The sequence below is a fragment of the Microbacterium jepli genome (assembly GCF_047237905.1).
GTDB lineage: Bacteria > Actinomycetota > Actinomycetes > Actinomycetales > Microbacteriaceae > Microbacterium.
The window spans coordinates 1-14,298 of sequence record NZ_JBDFLW010000005.1 but is presented as its reverse complement, the minus strand read 5'-3'; the positions used below and the strand labels follow the sequence as shown (position 1 = coordinate 14,298).

19 protein-coding genes are annotated in these 14,298 nt (G+C 72.6%); 10 read left to right on the top strand and 9 right to left on the bottom strand.

All coding sequences use genetic code 11. The features are described from left to right. Positions 1-5 precede the first annotated feature (5 nt). From ABC304_RS04330 to ABC304_RS04315, 4 genes are all read right to left on the bottom strand, one after another. Positions 6-353 carry an amino acid transporter gene (locus ABC304_RS04330; RefSeq protein ID WP_412929095.1) on the bottom strand — a complete coding sequence of 116 codons (348 nt, stop codon included), beginning with the start codon at positions 351-353 and terminating at the stop codon, positions 6-8. Beyond that, on the bottom strand, positions 350-1,081 hold the full coding sequence (locus ABC304_RS04325; protein WP_412929094.1) for an acyl-CoA synthetase: 732 nt from the start codon (positions 1,079-1,081) through the stop codon (positions 350-352). The genes ABC304_RS04330 and ABC304_RS04325 overlap by 4 nt, the downstream gene beginning before the upstream one ends. A gap of 183 nt (positions 1,082-1,264) precedes the next feature. Then, positions 1,265-1,813: a YbaK/EbsC family protein gene (locus ABC304_RS04320; protein WP_412929091.1), complete on the bottom strand. Its 549-nt coding sequence runs from the start codon at positions 1,811-1,813 to the stop codon at positions 1,265-1,267. Positions 1,814-1,942: 129 nt separating this feature from the next. Continuing rightward, complete coding sequence (locus tag ABC304_RS04315) at positions 1,943-2,275, bottom strand: hypothetical protein (protein ID WP_412929090.1); 333 nt, start codon at positions 2,273-2,275, stop codon at positions 1,943-1,945. 111 nt (positions 2,276-2,386) lie between these two features. Between ABC304_RS04315 and ABC304_RS04310 the strand changes: the two genes are divergently transcribed. Further along, positions 2,387-2,608, top strand: coding sequence for a hypothetical protein (locus tag ABC304_RS04310; RefSeq protein ID WP_412929089.1), 222 nt, complete (start codon positions 2,387-2,389; stop codon positions 2,606-2,608). Here the strand turns inward: ABC304_RS04310 and ABC304_RS04305 are convergent. Beyond that, on the bottom strand, positions 2,599-3,792 hold the full coding sequence (locus ABC304_RS04305) for a MalY/PatB family protein (RefSeq protein ID WP_412929088.1): 1,194 nt from the start codon (positions 3,790-3,792) through the stop codon (positions 2,599-2,601). The genes ABC304_RS04310 and ABC304_RS04305 overlap by 10 nt on opposite strands. Positions 3,793-4,014: 222 nt before the next feature. On the opposite strand from ABC304_RS04305, the gene ABC304_RS04300 reads away from it, so the two are divergent. Together ABC304_RS04300 and ABC304_RS04295 are read left to right on the top strand one after the other, a co-directional pair. Next, positions 4,015-4,458 (top strand): iron chaperone, encoded by a 444-nt coding sequence (locus tag ABC304_RS04300; protein ID WP_412929086.1) that lies wholly within the window; start codon positions 4,015-4,017, stop codon positions 4,456-4,458. Between the two features lie 67 nt (positions 4,459-4,525). Continuing rightward, entirely contained in the window at positions 4,526-5,269 is a 744-nt protein-coding gene (locus ABC304_RS04295; protein ID WP_412929085.1) for an SDR family NAD(P)-dependent oxidoreductase, read from the top strand. Between the two features lie 10 nt (positions 5,270-5,279). Here ABC304_RS04295 and ABC304_RS04290 read toward each other — a convergent pair whose 3' ends face one another. Continuing rightward, on the bottom strand, positions 5,280-5,657 hold the full coding sequence (locus ABC304_RS04290; protein WP_412929082.1) for a TfoX/Sxy family protein: 378 nt from the start codon (positions 5,655-5,657) through the stop codon (positions 5,280-5,282). A gap of 124 nt (positions 5,658-5,781) precedes the next feature. On the opposite strand from ABC304_RS04290, the gene ABC304_RS04285 reads away from it, so the two are divergent. Further along, a complete protein-coding gene (locus ABC304_RS04285) occupies positions 5,782-6,174 on the top strand; it encodes an ester cyclase (protein ID WP_412929081.1) in 393 nt (130 codons plus the stop codon). Between the two features lie 167 nt (positions 6,175-6,341). Here the strand turns inward: ABC304_RS04285 and ABC304_RS04280 are convergent, their stop codons facing one another. Then, positions 6,342-7,130, bottom strand: coding sequence for a hypothetical protein (locus tag ABC304_RS04280; RefSeq protein WP_412929080.1), 789 nt, complete (start codon positions 7,128-7,130; stop codon positions 6,342-6,344). 164 nt (positions 7,131-7,294) lie between these two features. Here ABC304_RS04280 and ABC304_RS04275 point away from each other — a divergent pair, with 164 nt between their 5' ends. After that, a complete protein-coding gene (locus ABC304_RS04275; protein ID WP_412929079.1) occupies positions 7,295-7,969 on the top strand; it encodes a response regulator transcription factor in 675 nt (224 codons plus the stop codon). Beyond that, positions 7,966-9,444 (top strand): ATP-binding protein, encoded by a 1,479-nt coding sequence (locus ABC304_RS04270; protein WP_412929078.1) that lies wholly within the window; start codon positions 7,966-7,968, stop codon positions 9,442-9,444. The genes ABC304_RS04275 and ABC304_RS04270 overlap by 4 nt, the downstream gene beginning before the upstream one ends. Here the strand turns inward: ABC304_RS04270 and ABC304_RS04265 are convergent. After that, the gene (locus tag ABC304_RS04265; protein WP_412929077.1) at positions 9,380-9,922 is read right to left on the bottom strand and encodes a DUF2071 domain-containing protein; all 543 of its coding nucleotides are present in this window, start codon (positions 9,920-9,922) and stop codon (positions 9,380-9,382) included. The genes ABC304_RS04270 and ABC304_RS04265 overlap by 65 nt on opposite strands. A gap of 107 nt (positions 9,923-10,029) precedes the next feature. Between ABC304_RS04265 and ABC304_RS04260 the strand changes: the two genes are divergently transcribed. From ABC304_RS04260 to ABC304_RS04250, 3 genes are read left to right on the top strand one after another with little or no spacing between them, the layout of a single operon-like run. Then, entirely contained in the window at positions 10,030-10,623 is a 594-nt protein-coding gene (locus tag ABC304_RS04260; protein ID WP_412929075.1) for a sulfite oxidase-like oxidoreductase, read from the top strand. Beyond that, entirely contained in the window at positions 10,620-11,342 is a 723-nt protein-coding gene (locus ABC304_RS04255; protein ID WP_412929074.1) for a ferredoxin reductase, read from the top strand. The genes ABC304_RS04260 and ABC304_RS04255 overlap by 4 nt, the downstream gene beginning before the upstream one ends. Next, a complete protein-coding gene (locus tag ABC304_RS04250) occupies positions 11,339-11,638 on the top strand; it encodes a DUF6510 family protein (RefSeq protein ID WP_412929073.1) in 300 nt (99 codons plus the stop codon). Before ABC304_RS04255 ends, ABC304_RS04250 begins: the two co-directional genes overlap by 4 nt. Positions 11,639-11,826: 188 nt before the next feature. Here the strand turns inward: ABC304_RS04250 and ABC304_RS04245 are convergent, their stop codons facing one another. Beyond that, positions 11,827-13,788, bottom strand: a complete 1,962-nt coding sequence (locus ABC304_RS04245; RefSeq protein ID WP_412929071.1) for a GDSL-type esterase/lipase family protein — start codon at positions 13,786-13,788, stop codon at positions 11,827-11,829. A 173-nt stretch (positions 13,789-13,961) separates the two neighbouring features. Between ABC304_RS04245 and ABC304_RS04240 the strand changes: the two genes are divergently transcribed. Next, a partial coding sequence (locus ABC304_RS04240; protein ID WP_412929069.1) for a MarR family winged helix-turn-helix transcriptional regulator occupies positions 13,962-14,298 on the top strand: 337 nt, incomplete at its 3' end.

The window sequence follows — 14,298 nt, the reverse complement described above, 5'->3', positions numbered from 1 at the left end:
CGGGTTCAGCGACGCGGAGCGGAGCCGTCACCGGGGGCCGAGGCATCCGGAGTCGTCTCATCGTGCGGGTGTCGGTCGCTGTCGTACAGCACCGGGCGGTCGACCTGCTTGGTCACCTGCGCCGGGTCGACGACGAGGAGCATCAGGGCGAGTCCCACCAGCACGACGATGAAGGTGATGCCCGCGACGATGAGTCCGACGAGCAGGGCGTGCCCGGACTGACCGTCCTGCCGCTGCTGGAAGAACCCCATCGAGATGAGCGTGACGATCCCGGCGAAGAGGGCGGCGCCGAAGGCGAGTCCCAGCAGCTGCACGGGCTTCATGAGGTCGCGGCGGGTCGGCTTGTCGGTCATGCGGTGCCTCCCGGCGCCTCTTCGGTCGTCCGGAGGTCGGCGGACGCACGACTCGTCGAGGTGGATGCTGCGGCCTCCACGACCGCGGACGATCCGTCGGTGGTGACGGCGTCGGTTTCGCGCCGCGGGGAGAACCCGGCGATCGCCAGGTACACCGCGACGATGGCGGCGTAGCCGCCGAGGACGCCGACGCCGATGGTGATGCCGGTGAGCGTGAAGCTCCGGTCGGCCTCGGCGATGTAGTACTGCAGCGCGTACTGCGTGGGCACGAACAGCAGGGCGGCGCCGAGGACGAGTGTGATGACGCCCACGGTGAGCGCGTCGCGGGCGGCACCGCGCTCGGCGGAGACACCGGGCGCCGCGGCGCGGAGGGCGCGAGCTCCCGCGATCGTCTCGGTGAGACCGGTCGCCAGCGCCCACACGATGACCACGACGAAGAAGAGCGTCGTGGAGCGGGCGGTGGTGATGCCGCCGATCATGCCGGCGAGCAGGGACAGGATGCCCATCGTGACGCCGACACACCGCTGCCCGGCGGGGAGGACGAGCCAGGCGGAAAGGCCGAAGATGAGGCCCGTCGCGATGGCGAAGCCGCTGAAGACCGACAGCCCGATGCCCGCCGAGTGGTCGGGCGAGAAGGTGATCATGACCGCCGCGATCGCCGCGAACAGAGCGCGGGCGAGCTGGACGTGGCGCAGCTCGAAGGCGCGGGCGGGTGTGGCAGAGGTCACGACGGATCCAGAGAGAGCACGACGGGCGTTATCCAAACAGATAACGGGGATGCGCCCATTCTAGATCGTCGCCCGTGCCCGGCTCCGGGAAGGCGTTCAGGTTCCACTCCGCCTCAGGCTGCGCAGGGCTTGTGGGGTTCCGCGGCCGTTCGACCGATCTGCCGGTTCAGCCGATCCGCCGCTTCAGCCGGTCGGCTCCAGATCGCGGGCCAGCCCCTCGACGAGCTCGACACCGGGCAGATTCGCGATCACCGCGCCCGGCAGGGCGATCTTCGATGCCCGCAGTCCGGAGCCGATGATCACCTCCACGTCGGCCACGCGGGCGTCCATGAGGATCCGCCAGGACGCGGGGAGCCCGAGCGGCGTGATGCCGCCGTACTCCATGCCGGTCGCGGAGACCGCGTCGTCCATCGGCGCGAAGCTCGCGCGCCGCGCGTCGAGCAGCTTCCGCACGACGCCGTTCACGTCGGCGCGCGTCGTGGCCAGCACCACGCAGGCGGCGTAGGTCGTAGTCTCGCCGCGGCGTCCGGCGACGACGAGGCAATTGGCCGAGGCCGCGAGCGCCACGTCGTAGGCGGCGCAGAACGCGGCGGTGTCGGCGAGCGCCGGGTCGATGGGGGCCACCCGGATGCGGTCGGCGAGCCCCGGATCGAGTGCGGTGAGCGCCTCGCGCACGGGCACGGCCAGAAGCTCGGGCGCGCTCAGCGCGGGGACGAGGTCCAGTCGGGTCATGTCCTGCTCCTCGGGTGCGAATGCGACTCACGACAGACTACGGAGCGCCGCGGCATCCGTCGTCTCGAACCGATGCCGGTGCGGTCACCCGCCGGCCGGATCGCGATCACGTCGCCGCCCGGATCGCGATCACGTCGTCGCGGGCCGTCGGCCCTGGTCGGCGGGGCGTACCGCCGAGGCCCACACCCACGTCTTGTACTCCCGACCGCCGATGGCGAAGCGTATGCCGACGGCGTGCGGCGTCCACGCGCACGCGTCGGCGCGCACCTGCACGGGCGTCTCGCCGAAGCGCACCCACGCCGTGACGGGCCGTGGACGCGGATCGCGGGTGAACAGCTCCGCCTCGAGCTGCAACTCGAGGTCGGAGAGGGTCTGCAGGGCACCGGAGCGGGCGATGCGTTCGAGGACCCGCTCGTCCATCTGCCGGTCGACGTGATCGGCGTACCTCCGGTTGGTCCCCACGACGGTTCCGCATCCTTCCCCGGCCACCGACGCTCTCGCGCTTGTCGAAACTTTGTTCTACTCTAGGCTCCCATGGACACCGCGAGAATCGATCATGAGGTCACGATATGGATGACCGGCGACATCCCCAGCCGGATGTTCTTCGCGGGGCGGCAATGGACGGTGACCGATGTGCCGACGCGGCTGCGCGAGTCGGTCTGGGCCTCGGGCGCCGAGCCGCGGCGCGGCCTCTACGGCTGGCGGTTCCAGGCGACCGACGCCGAAGGCGCGTCATTCGTCTTCGACGTGTTCCGCGCCGAGGACTCCTGGCACGTGCACCGCTCCTACTGCTGAGGCGATCCCTGCTGCTGAGCCCGCTCGCGGTACGCCGCGCCCATCTGCTCGACGGCGCGCGCGATGATCGGCCGTGGCGTGGCGAAGACGAAGCGCAGGAAGCCGGCGCCGGCCGGTCCGCAGTCGCTGCCCTCGGTGAGTGCGACGCCGGCGTGATCGCGGAAGAAGGCTGCGGGAGCGGCATCCAATCCCAGTCCTCGCGCGTCGAGCCAGCCGATGTACGTCCCCTGCGGAGCGCGGTAGCGGATGCCGGGCAGCTCGGCGGCGAGCGCCTCGCCGAGGAAGCGCCGGTTGCCGTCGAGGTAGTCGATCACGCCGTCGAGCCACGCGCCGCCCTCGGCGTAGGCGACGGTGTTGGCGATGACGCCGAGGGTGCTGGCGCCGTGGGAGGCCATGGGTCCGATGCGCTCCCACACGACGGCGTCCTCGGGATCGGTGATGATCAGCTGCGCCGTCTTGAGGCCGGGGAGGTTCCAGGCCTTCGAGGCGGAGGTCGCGGTGACCGTGTGCGCCGCCGTCGCGGCCGACACCGACGCGTAGGGGACGTGCGCGGAGCCGGCGTACACCAGCGGCGCGTGGATCTCGTCGGAGAAGACGCGACCGCCGTGGCGCTCCACGACGAGCGACAGAGCCGTCAGCTCGTCGCGGGTGAAGACGCGACCCACCGGGTTGTAGGGGTTGCAGAGGATCAGCAGACCCCCGCCGGCCGCGAAGGCGCGGTCGATGCCGTCGAGGTCGAGCGTGTAGCCGTCCTCCCCCTCGACGAGCGGCACCTGGATGATCTCGCGGCCCATCGTCGGCGGAACGCTGAGGAACGGCATGTACGAGGGGGTGGGGAGGATGACGGGGCTGCCCGGAGCGCTGTAGTGCTCGATCGCGACCTCCAGCCCCTTGATCACGTCGGCGATCGGGTGGATGTGGGCGGGATCCACGGTCCAGCCGTACCGGTCGCGATGCCAGGCGGCCGTGGCGGACGACATGTCCGCCGCGAGCGCCGACGGGAGGTACCCGAGCGCGCCCGCATCGATCGCCGCGTGCAGCGCGGCCGTGATCTCCGGCGCCGTGCCGAAGTCCATCTCGGCCACGAACGCGCCGATCTTGTCGGGGAACAGCGACCACTTGATGCCGCCCCCGGCACGGAGCGCGTCGATGCCGACGGCGTCGAAGTCGAGGGTGTGCGACATGGATCCTCCTCGGTGCGCGGTGTGCGTTCCGCCGCTCCGACAGGCTATCCGTCTCCTGTGAGGGCGGGTTCGCGGCCGTGTGCCGCGGGCGTGCGGTGGCGGCTCGGCCGACCGCCGCGCAGGCGGGAGGGGACGGACGGTCAGGATCGGAGAAGCGGCCGGAGGGCTGCGGGCCTAGCGTGAGAGAGGGGCCGAACGGATCGGCCGGGACACTCGGGAGGAATGATGGCCGCGAAGGGCGCATCGGACGGACTCAGCCAGGATGAGCGCGACGCCGTCAAGCAGCGGGCGAAGGAGCTGCGCGAGCAGGAGAAGGCGGGCAAGAACCGCGAGGCGGGGCTCGCCGCGGTGCGCAAGGCGATCGACGAGCTCGAGGCCGACGACAAAGTGCTGGCCGAAGGCCTGCACGCGGTGGTGACGGATGCTGCACCCCACCTGGTGCCGAAGACGTACTACGGCATGCCGGGCTACGCCGACGCGGACGGCAAGGTCGTCGTCTTCTTCCAGGCGTCGAAGAAGTTCAAGACGCGCTACTCCACCATCGGCTTCCAGGACAGCGCCGCGCTCGACGACGGCGACCTGTGGCCGGTCGGGTTCGCCGTACGCGCCTGGACGCCGGCGGTCGAGAAGAGGATCACCGAGCTCGTCACCACGGCCGTCTCGTGACGACGGCGCGCGGAGCTGCACGGGCGTCCCGGAGTTCGGCGGGACGGTCTGTATGAGGGGCGTCCTGGTGACGGGCGCCGCCCGCGGCATCGGCGCCGCCGTGGCCCGGCGCTTCGCGGAGGCCGGCGACCGGGTCGCCGTGCACTACGGCAGCTCGCGCGACGATGCCGAAGCCCTGGCCGCCGCGCTCCCCGGGCGCGGCCACGTCGCCCTCGGCGCAGATCTGGGTGATCCCGCCGCCTGCCGCCGGCTCGTCCACGACGCGATCGCCGCTCTCGGCTCGGTGGACGTCCTGGTGTGCAACGCCGGGGTCGCGCCGACCGCGACGAACCGGCACGTCGCCGGCGAAGCATCCGATCAGGACTGGGACGCCGCGTGGCACGAGATGACGCAGGTGAACCTGATCGCCCCGGCGGCTCTGGCGCACGCCGTCGCGGGCCACCTCATCTCCCGGGGCGCGCCCGGCGCGATCGTCAACGTCGGCTCGCGCGGCGCCTACCGCGGAGAGCCGGAGTATCCGGCCTACGGAGCGACGAAGGCCGCGCTGCACGCCATGGGGCAGTCGCTCGCCGTCTCGCTCGCGCCGCACGGCATCTCGGTGACGTCCGTCGCGCCCGGGTTCATCGCGACCGAGCGTCAGGCCGAGACGTTGTCGGGCGCCCGCGGGGAGGACATCCGCTCGCAGAGCCCATGGGGACGCGTCGGCACGCCCGACGAGATCGCCGCCGCGGTCGAGTGGCTCGCCTCCCCGGAGGCGCGCTGGTGCTCCGGCGCCGTCCTCGATGCGAACGGGGCCTCCTACCTGAGGTGAGCCGCGCGCGTCACGCCGCCGGCTGCGCGCCGGGGCCGTGACGCTCGAACCGGCGGCGGGCGTGACCGACCCAGAAGTCGAGCACACCATCGTCGTCGAGGGACGCGGCATCCACCTGGATCCAGCCGACACCCATCGACCGCTGGGGCCCCATGTCGGGACGGGATGCTTCGGGCCGGGCCATCAGCTCGGCATCGTCGTCGGCGTCCACCCGCACGAGGAGGCTGTGATCCTTGCGGACGGCGATCACCATCACCTCGTCCAGCATCACCGCGTGCGTGCCGAACATCGCGGCCTCGCGGAGGTCGCCCGCCGGGAGCTGCGCCTCGATCCGGTCGAGCAGTGCCCGCGTGCGCTCGTCGAGCGCCTTCGGTGTCTTCGCGGCCATGTCGCTCCCGTCGGTCCTACGGTTCCGTTGCTCGGAACCGTAGGGGCGTGCGCGTCATGGGCGCAAGGGCGGAGGGATGGCGCTGCGGGCACGGGATGTTCGTTCAGGCGCCGAGAATGGAGGCGTGGAGTCCTGGGAGATGCGCGAGTGGCACGCCGAGTACCTCGAGGCCTGCAACCGGCACGATCTGGCGGCGATCCGGGCCTTCGTCGACCCGGCCGTGCGTCGGGCGCACCTTCCGGGCGGCGCCGACGCGTGGGTGGAGGACATGGCCGAGCTCTTCCAGGCGTTCCCCGACTGGCAGTGGCGCCGGATCCAGCTCCTCGTCGAGGACGACCGCCTCGCCGCCCACACGCGCGCCGGCGGCACCCACCTCGGCCCGCTGGGGGCGCTGGCGCCCACCCGCCGTCACGTGAACGTCGCCGAGTTCTCGATGCTCCGCATCGCGAACGGCCGCATCGTGGAGTTCTCCGGCACCGCCGACAATCGGGAGCTGCGCGGGCTGATCGAGCGCTGACCCGGGTGCCCTTCGGCCACGTGGCGGACAGATCAGCGGGGATCTGAGCCGACACACGGGGTGCGGCATCCACGATCCGGCGTGCCGCCCCGCGCGCCCGCCGGAATGTCCGGGACGCACGGCGCCCCCGCCGTCTCGGGGACGGTGGGGGCGGCGGTGATGATGGGTCAGGAACCGGCGGGCGGGGTGGGGGCGCTGCCGTCGGCGGGCGGGGTGGGAGCGGTGCCGTCGGCGGGCGGGGTGGGAGCGGTGCCGTCGGCGGGCGGCGCCGGCGGGGTCGGAGCCGAGCCGTCGGCCGGCAAGGTCGGAGCCGTGCCGTCTGCGGGCGGGGTGGGCGCCGAACCGTCCGTGGGCGGAGTGGGCGCCGTGCCGTCCGTGGGCGGCGTGGGGGCGGTGCCGTCGGGGCGCGGGCCGTTGGCGCCGGGGCCGCCCGCGGCGGGACCGCCATCGGGGCCGCACACCCCCGGATCCTTCGGCGTGGTGCCGCCGTCGGGCGCGGTTCCCTCGGCGGGAGGGGTCGGCGCCGATCCGTCGGCGGGCGCGGTGGCACCCGGCGCGGGCGCGGTGGCCCCGGGAGTGGGAGCTGCCGGCCCGTCCGCGGGGCTCCCCGTCACGCTCGCCGAGGCGCTGGGGCTCGCCGCCGCCGGGATCATGCCGTTGCCGGAGCCGGCGGTGGCCATGGCCGCGGTGGCGCCGACGAGGCCGAGGCCGAGCACGACGGCACCGGCGATCAGGCTGGGTCGCTTCCAGGTGCGGGAGCGGGCGCGATCGGCGCCCGCGGGGCGGGTCTTGGCGAAGGCCGAGCCGGCGGCGGGGTCGCCGATGCGCTCGTGGGGCCGGGTCGCGGCATCCGGGTCGATCCGCTCGTACGGGCGGGTCGAGGCATCCGGCGTCTCATCGCGGGCGAAACGGTCGTCCCCCGCGTTCTCGTTCGGGGTCGTGTCGTCGTGGGACATGTCATCTCCGTGTTCGGTCTGCCGGACGTGTCCGGCGCCGGCGTCCACCGGCTGAGAACCACGATCCGAGCCGAAACTGAAGCCCGACTTAAGCCTGCCGAGGCTCAGCAACCCGTGGGCGGAGTCATAGTCGCCGCACAGAATGCCGACATAGCGTCCGGGGCATGCCTCCCCCCGCCCGCGTTCTCGTCCTCGACGACGACCAGACGATCCGCACCTCCGTCGTCGCCGCCCTCCGTGCGGACGGGTTCGTCGCGGAAGGCGCGCCCGACGGCACCACCCTGAGGGGGCGGCTGACCTCTTTCTCCCCCGACCTCGTGATGCTGGACTGGATGATGCCCGGGCCCACCGGCATCCAGCTCGTCTCGACCGTGCGCAGTGCGAGCGACGCAGGGGTCATGATGCTCACCGCCCGCGACGAGGTGGATGACCGCCTCCGCGGCTTCGGCGAGGGCATCGACGACTACGTCAGCAAGCCGTTCTCGATGGCCGAACTCGTCGCCCGGGCCACCGCGGTGCTGCGGCGCCGCGGCCGCATCCCCGAGGTGCTGCAGATCGGAGACCTCGTGGTGGACGCGGATGCCGCGACCGCCCGCCGCGCGGATGTCGCCCTCCCGCTGACGGCCACCGAGTTCCGGCTCCTCGCATTCCTCGCCGCCAGTCGCGGCTGTACGCTGTCGAAGACGCAGATCCTGACGCAGGTGTGGGGCTTCGACGACTACGACCCCAATCTCGTCGAGGTGCACATGAGCTCGCTGCGCCGGAAGATGGAGTCGCACGGCCCCCGACTGATACATACCGTGCGCGGCATGGGCTACCGCCTGACCGCGGCAGCGTGACCGCGCCGATCCCCGGCGGCGGCCGGAGCGGATCGGCCCTGCGCACCGCCTCGCTGCGCACGCGCACCGTTCTGGCCGTGCTCGCCCTCATGGTCGTGCTCCTCATCGGGCTCACGGTCTCGGTCGACGTCATCTACGGCGCACAGCTCAGGACGCAGCTCGAAGACCGGCTCGAGGACCGGGCGGCGGCCGCGGCCTCGCTCGTCGGAACGGTCGACAGCGACGAGCTCGCCGACCGTCTGTCGGCGCAGGGACTCTCCGTGCGCATCGAGAGCGCGGCCGGCGAGGAGGTGGTCGCAGGTCCCAGTCCCGACCAGCTGCGAGAGGGACCGCCCGCCGGGCTCGGTCCCGACGGCGGCCCGCGCCCGGGTCCCGCCGCAGAGAGCGGCTCGTCCGCCGACACGTCGACGTCGGGTGAGGTCTCGGTCGCGGCATCCGCCATCTCCGGCGATGACCAGCTCGTCACGCTCGTCTCGACGCTGAGCGACGGCTCCACACTCACCCTCACCGCGTCGACGGCGCAGATCTCCGCCACCGTCGCGCAGCTGCGGACGGTCATGGCGATCGCGGCCGCGGCGGTGCTGATGCTCGCGGTGGTCGGCGTGCTGCTGGTGGTCCGCTCCACGCTCGCTCCCCTCACACGCGTCACAACGGTCGCGCGGTCGATCGCGTCGGGCGACCGGGGGCGTCGACTGCGCCCCGATCGACCGCGCACCGAGATCGGCCGGGTGGCGAGCGCCTTCGACGAGATGCTCGACGACGTCGAGGGGGCCGAGCGGTCGGCGCTGGACGCCGAGGCACGCATGCGCACCTTCGTCTCGGACGCCGCGCACGAGCTGCGCACCCCGGTGGCCGGCATCCGTGCCGCGGCTGACACCCTCGTGCGCGCGGACCTGTCCCGCGACGACCGCGAGCTGCTCGCGACGCAGATCGCCCGGGAGTCCGGTCGCGCCTCGCGCCTCATCAACGACATGCTCATGATGGCGCGGCTCGATCGCGGCCTCGATCTGATCCCCACGCGCGTCGACCTCGGCCGACTCGTGCGCAGCGAGGCCGACCGCCTGTCGCTGCGGCGTCCCTCGCTCGATCTGCGGACGCGCGTGCCCGACCGCCCGGTGCCGGTCGACGCCGACGTCGATCGCCTCGGTCAGATCGTGTCGAACCTCGTCGACAACGCCGCGCGTGCGACCGGCGGAGACGGTGCGGTGGTGGTGGAGGTCCTCGTCGATGACGCGGATGCCGCGACCGCCCGCATCGTCGTGACCGATGACGGTCCCGGGGTGCCGGCCGAGGAGCGCGAGCGCATCTTCGACCGACTGGTGCGCCTCGACCCGTCGCGGGAGGCCCGCGCGGGAGCAGGCCTCGGACTGCCCATCGCCCGCGGCATCGCCCGCGCACACGGCGGCGACGTCACGTGCGTGCCGGCGCCCCGCGGTGCACGCTTCGAGGTGACGTTGCCGCTCGCAGTCGCGTAAGGTGCACGCTTCGAGGTGACGCTGCCGCTCGCGATCGTATGAGGAGGCGCGCGACACCCCCGTCAGCGGGGCAGGAAGGTCGGACCGGAGAACCGCGTGAGGAATCCCGGGCGATCTGCGTCGCGAGCAGCTCGCGGTCGTCGCGGGACACGACGCTGCGGCGGCCCGCGGCATCCACTCCGTAGGTCCGCACGTTGATCTCGACGAACGATCCGACCAGCGGCACGGGTGGCAGCGGCAGGAACCGGAACTCGCTGAGCACGAAGGGGATGAGCCCGACCCACGCCGACCCGTCGAAGACGTCGGGCCGCGTGCCGGGCGGGAGGAGCGGAGCGACGACGGCCGGATCGACCCGCCAGTGCAGGAAGCACGCGGCGCGCCACCGCTGCTCGATGACCGCGCGACCGACCAGCGCCGGGGCGTCGCGCGCGGTCAGCGCATCCGCCGCGGCGGCGTCGGACGGATCGAGGCTCGGCATGCCCCCATCATGCCGCCGCGAGGGGGTCGCAGGAGGGCTTGGACGGGACCGCTCCCGCGGCGGTATCCTCGCTTCGACGGTCGGCTCCGAGGGAAGAGGTCTTCGCGATGGCTCAGTTCACCCGGGGCTTCGGCGCCCGCCGGCGCGAGTCGGACCCCAAGCTTCCGCCCGGGCAGTATCTCGCCACCGACTTCCCCGTGCTGTCGGCCGGTCCGACACCGAAGATCCCGCTCACGGAGTGGGCGTTCGGCATCGTCGCGGAGTCGGGCGATGTCACGTCCTGGTCATGGGACGAGTTCGCCGCACTCCCCCACGAAGACGTCACCACCGACATCCACTGCGTCACCCGGTGGTCGAAGTTCGACACCACGTGGCGCGGCGTCTCCCTCGACACCCTGCTGGCCGGCGTCTCCACGGAGTACGAGTACGTGATGGCGCACTCCTACGGCGGGTACACGACGAACGTTCCGCTCGCGGACCTGCGCGGCGGCAAGGCCTGGGTCGTAACGGAGTACGACGGCAAGCCGCTCGATCCGGAGCACGGCGGCCCCGCGCGACTTCTCGTGCCGCACCTGTACTTCTGGAAGAGCGCGAAGTGGGTGCGCGGGCTGTCGATGCAGAAGCGCGACGAGCCGGGCTTCTGGGAGCAGAACGGCTACAACATGTACGGCGACCCCTGGAAGGAGGAGCGGTACTGGTGAAGGTGCGCGGCTGGATGCCGGCCACGATCTCCTCTGTCCGCTCCGAGACGCCGCACTCGCGCGTCCTCACGCTCCACGTGCCCGGGTGGCCGGGCAACGAGCCCGGTCAGCACCTCGACGTGCGCCTGACGGCGGAGGACGGCTACCAGGCCGAACGGTCGTACTCGATCGCCTCGTCCGGCCCCGGGGAGGACGTCGAGCTCGGCGTCGACGTGGTGCCCGACGGCGAGGTCTCGCCCTATCTGGGCGAGATCGCCGAGGTGGGCGACGCCCTCGAGGTGAAGGGTCCGCTGGGCGAGTACTTCGTGTGGGATGCTGCGGCCACCTCCCCCGTGCAGCTGATCGCCGGCGGGTCGGGCATCGTGCCGCTCATCGCCATGGCGCGCGCGCATCGCGCGTCGGGGAGCACGGCGCGGTTCCGGCTGCTGTACTCCGTGCGCTCCGGCCCCGACGCGATGTACCGCGCCGAGGTCGAGTCCCTCGCCGACCCGCTCACCGAGGTCACCTTCGCCTACACCCGCCAGGGACCGGACGGATGGACGGGTCCGGTCGGGCGCCTCACCCCCGACCGGATCGCGGAGCTGACCTGGCCCCCGTCCGCCGACACGATGACCTTCGTCTGCGGGCCGACCGGGTTCGTCGAGGCCACCGCGAACGCCCTCGTGGCCGCGGGACACGACCCGGCCCGTGTCCGCACAGAGAGGTTCGGAGGATCATGAGCCAGATCACGCCTCGCCCGCGGCCCCCCGAGCACCTCGTGCACAAGCTCGACGGCAACGTCCTCGCCGGCGTCCTGCAGACGCTCGGCGCGGCCGGCGCGACCGATGTCGAGGTCGAGTGCGGAACGTGCGGACGCCGGGCCCCGCTCGCGCAGTGGTCGGTGGAGGCCGACCGGACGGCGTTCATCGTTCGGTGCCGCGACTGCACGCACACCCTCGCGACGATCCTCCGCGACGCCGACGGCGGCCTGACCGTCCGCATCGCGGGCGGCCCGACGCTCCGCGCGCGCGGCTGAGCGCCAGCGCAAGGCGCCGGCTCAGCGCTGTCGCGCGCCGCGTCGCCCCCGTCCCGGCGTGCACAACCCAGGCAGAACCAGGCGGAACTCCCCGAAATGGCGTCCCCGAGCGCTCCACAGGCGCGGATCGCCTGAGCTGTGCACGGTGGAGGCCGGGTGCGAGCTCACCCGGGTCGGACCGGGCCGGCTCAGGCGCGGCGGCGGCGGGCGCGGAGCGCCAGCACCAGCCCGGCGCCCAGAGCGAGGACGCCTGCGGCGATCGGCGCCGTCGGCACGTCGGCGCCGGATGCCGCGAGCGCGCCGCGCGTGGGACTTGAGCCCGAGGAGCCGGAACCAGTGCCGGCACCCGGCGAGACCGAGCCCCCACCCGTCCCGGCATCGGCGGCCACGACGGTCACCTCGGCCGAGGCCACGGTGGCGGGAGCCGTGACGTAGACGCGGTGCACGCCGGCGCTCAGCCCTGCGGGCACGGTGACCGTGACGGAGAGCGTGCCGTCCGCACCGATCTCGGTGTCGGCGAGCAGGTACGACTCCGAGTCGATCGACACCTGTGCGGGGTCGGCCGGCGTGAAGCCGCTCGCCGAGACCGTCAGTTGACCGCCGGCGGGGACGCCCTCGGCGGGCACCCCGACGAGGGTCACCGCACGACCGGGCGAGTCCGCCGGCACCGCGTCGAGGGGCAACGGGTCGGACCCCGCGCGCTGTTCCACGCCGTCCCCGGCCTGCCAGGAGAACCCGGGCGCGTCCTGCAGCGGCGGATATCCCGACGTGGGGTCGCAGTCGTCGCCGACGCCGTCGCCGTCCAGGTCGCTCTGGCTCACGTTCTCGATCGTGGGGCAGTTGTCCGCGGCATCCGGAACCTGATCGCCGTCGACCGAGATGAGCACCTGGGTGCTCGCCGTCGCCGTCTGGCCGTCGGTCTGAGTGACCCGCACCGACGCGGTGATGTCGGCGGTCGCGGGGAACGGCACGGTCAGCGTCGGCTCCGCGGTGGTCTGGTTGTAGACACCGTCGCCGTCGGTGTCCCACTCGTACGACACGAGGCGGCCGCCGCCGGCCGCCGAGCCGCGCGCGTCGAGCACGACGGATGCCCCGACCGGCCGCACGTACGGACCCGCCAGCCACGCGGTGGGTGCCGCCGCCCCGGCCGGGTCGGCGGGCGCGGCCGCGTTCGCCGCCTGCACGGCCTTCGCCCGCGGCAGCAGCCCCAGCTCGGACTCGAGGTGGGCGGCCTCCTGCGCGTGCCCGGTGATCCCGGGGTGCCAGAACGTGAACTTGTCGGCGCTGTAGCGGTAGTCGGTCTCGGCCGAGAAGCCCGGCGGCACCTGCTGGGTCTCGGTCTCGAAGAACTCGTCCACCCACCGGTACGGGTTCGAGTCGCCGGGCGCCGGCTCATGACCGGCGAAGAGGTCGTGGATGTCGGTGACGTGGATCGCCTGGGGCACGCCGGGCTGCTGGTTGTACTCGGCGACGAGCGTGTCCTGCAGCGTGTTGGCCTCCAGGCCCAGCTGCCGCACGCCCGCGGACGCGTCGTACTCGTAGTCGCCCCAGCAGATGACGTGGTAGTCGCACAGGATGTACGGGGTGTCCGTCGCCAGCAGCGGATAGCCCAGGATCACGATCTGCGCGTCGGGCTTCAGCTTCGTGGCGAGCTCGTCGAGGATCTTCCGCGTCGCCGCCACCACGTCGGGAAGGTCGGCTTCTGCGGCGTCGACCGAGCTGCGGCATCCGTCGGCGCTGCGGTAGGCCACCAGGAAGCAGTTCTCGACGATCGTGGAGAACCCGACGTCGTTGCCGCCGATCGTGAACATCACGAGGTCGGTGTCGGGCGAGACCTGCGGCAGCTGGGTCTCGAGGATGTCGGAGGTCTCCGCACCGCTGTGCGCGTAGGAGACGTACTGCACGGGCAGATCGGGCTGCGTCGAGAGCCAGTCGGCGTAGAGGTTCGCCCAGCTGCGGTGGCTCCGGTAGGCGGCGGGGTCGCCGTAGTAGTCGCCGGCGCCGTTGCCCGCGGAGTACGAGTCGCCCATCTGCACGACGTGGTAGACCTCCTGGGCGTCGCCGTCCACGGCCGTGGCCGTCACCGCTCCGGCGAGGACGAGGCCTGCCGCCGCGACGAGTGCAGCGATGCTGCGGAATCCTGACGCCATCGCGAACTCCTCTGTTCCGGTGTGCGGACCACCGCAGGCCCCCATCGGCCGCTCCGCCCGAGCACAGTCTCGGGCACCGGCGTCCCGCTGTCGATGGACTCAGGTCCCGGTTCGGTCACGGCTGCGGCATCCATTCAGTTGTGCACAATTCAATTGTGTGCAATCGTTAGTGCATGGCCGCGGTACTCGATGACATGCTCTGCTTCTCGCTCTACGCGGCGAGCCGTGCGATGACGGCCGCCTACCGCCCCGTGCTGGAGCCGCTCGGCCTCACCTACCCGCAGTACCTCGTGCTCGTCGCGCTGTGGAGCGAGGGGACGCAGACCGTCGGCGATCTCGGCGACCGTCTCGCGCTCGACTCCGGCACGCTGTCGCCGCTGCTGCGCCGGCTCGAGACACGCGGACTCATCGAGCGCACCCGCCGGCCCGCCGACGAGCGGGTGGTCGAGGTCGCCCTCACCGAAGAGGGCGTCCGGATGCGCGACGAGATGGACGACGTGCAGCCGCGGA

Coding starts and splice junctions, on each gene's coding strand:
- ABC304_RS04320 (WP_412929091.1), bottom strand. CDS start 1,813: ATGACCCGACTGGACCTCGTCCCCGCGCTGAGCGCGCCCGAGCTTCTG.
- ABC304_RS04250 (WP_412929073.1), top strand. CDS start 11,339: ATGAGCCAGATCACGCCTCGCCCGCGGCCCCCCGAGCACCTCGTGCAC.
- ABC304_RS04290 (WP_412929082.1), bottom strand. CDS start 5,657: ATGGCCGCGAAGACACCGAAGGCGCTCGACGAGCGCACGCGGGCACTG.
- ABC304_RS04310 (WP_412929089.1), top strand. CDS start 2,387: ATGACCGGCGACATCCCCAGCCGGATGTTCTTCGCGGGGCGGCAATGG.
- ABC304_RS04265 (WP_412929077.1), bottom strand. CDS start 9,922: ATGCCGAGCCTCGATCCGTCCGACGCCGCCGCGGCGGATGCGCTGACC.
- ABC304_RS04305 (WP_412929088.1), bottom strand. CDS start 3,792: ATGTCGCACACCCTCGACTTCGACGCCGTCGGCATCGACGCGCTCCGT.
- ABC304_RS04245 (WP_412929071.1), bottom strand. CDS start 13,788: ATGGCGTCAGGATTCCGCAGCATCGCTGCACTCGTCGCGGCGGCAGGC.
- ABC304_RS04275 (WP_412929079.1), top strand. CDS start 7,295: ATGCCTCCCCCCGCCCGCGTTCTCGTCCTCGACGACGACCAGACGATC.
- ABC304_RS04280 (WP_412929080.1), bottom strand. CDS start 7,130: ATGTCCCACGACGACACGACCCCGAACGAGAACGCGGGGGACGACCGT.
- ABC304_RS04330 (WP_412929095.1), bottom strand. CDS start 353: ATGACCGACAAGCCGACCCGCCGCGACCTCATGAAGCCCGTGCAGCTG.
- ABC304_RS04260 (WP_412929075.1), top strand. CDS start 10,030: ATGGCTCAGTTCACCCGGGGCTTCGGCGCCCGCCGGCGCGAGTCGGAC.
- ABC304_RS04300 (WP_412929086.1), top strand. CDS start 4,015: ATGATGGCCGCGAAGGGCGCATCGGACGGACTCAGCCAGGATGAGCGC.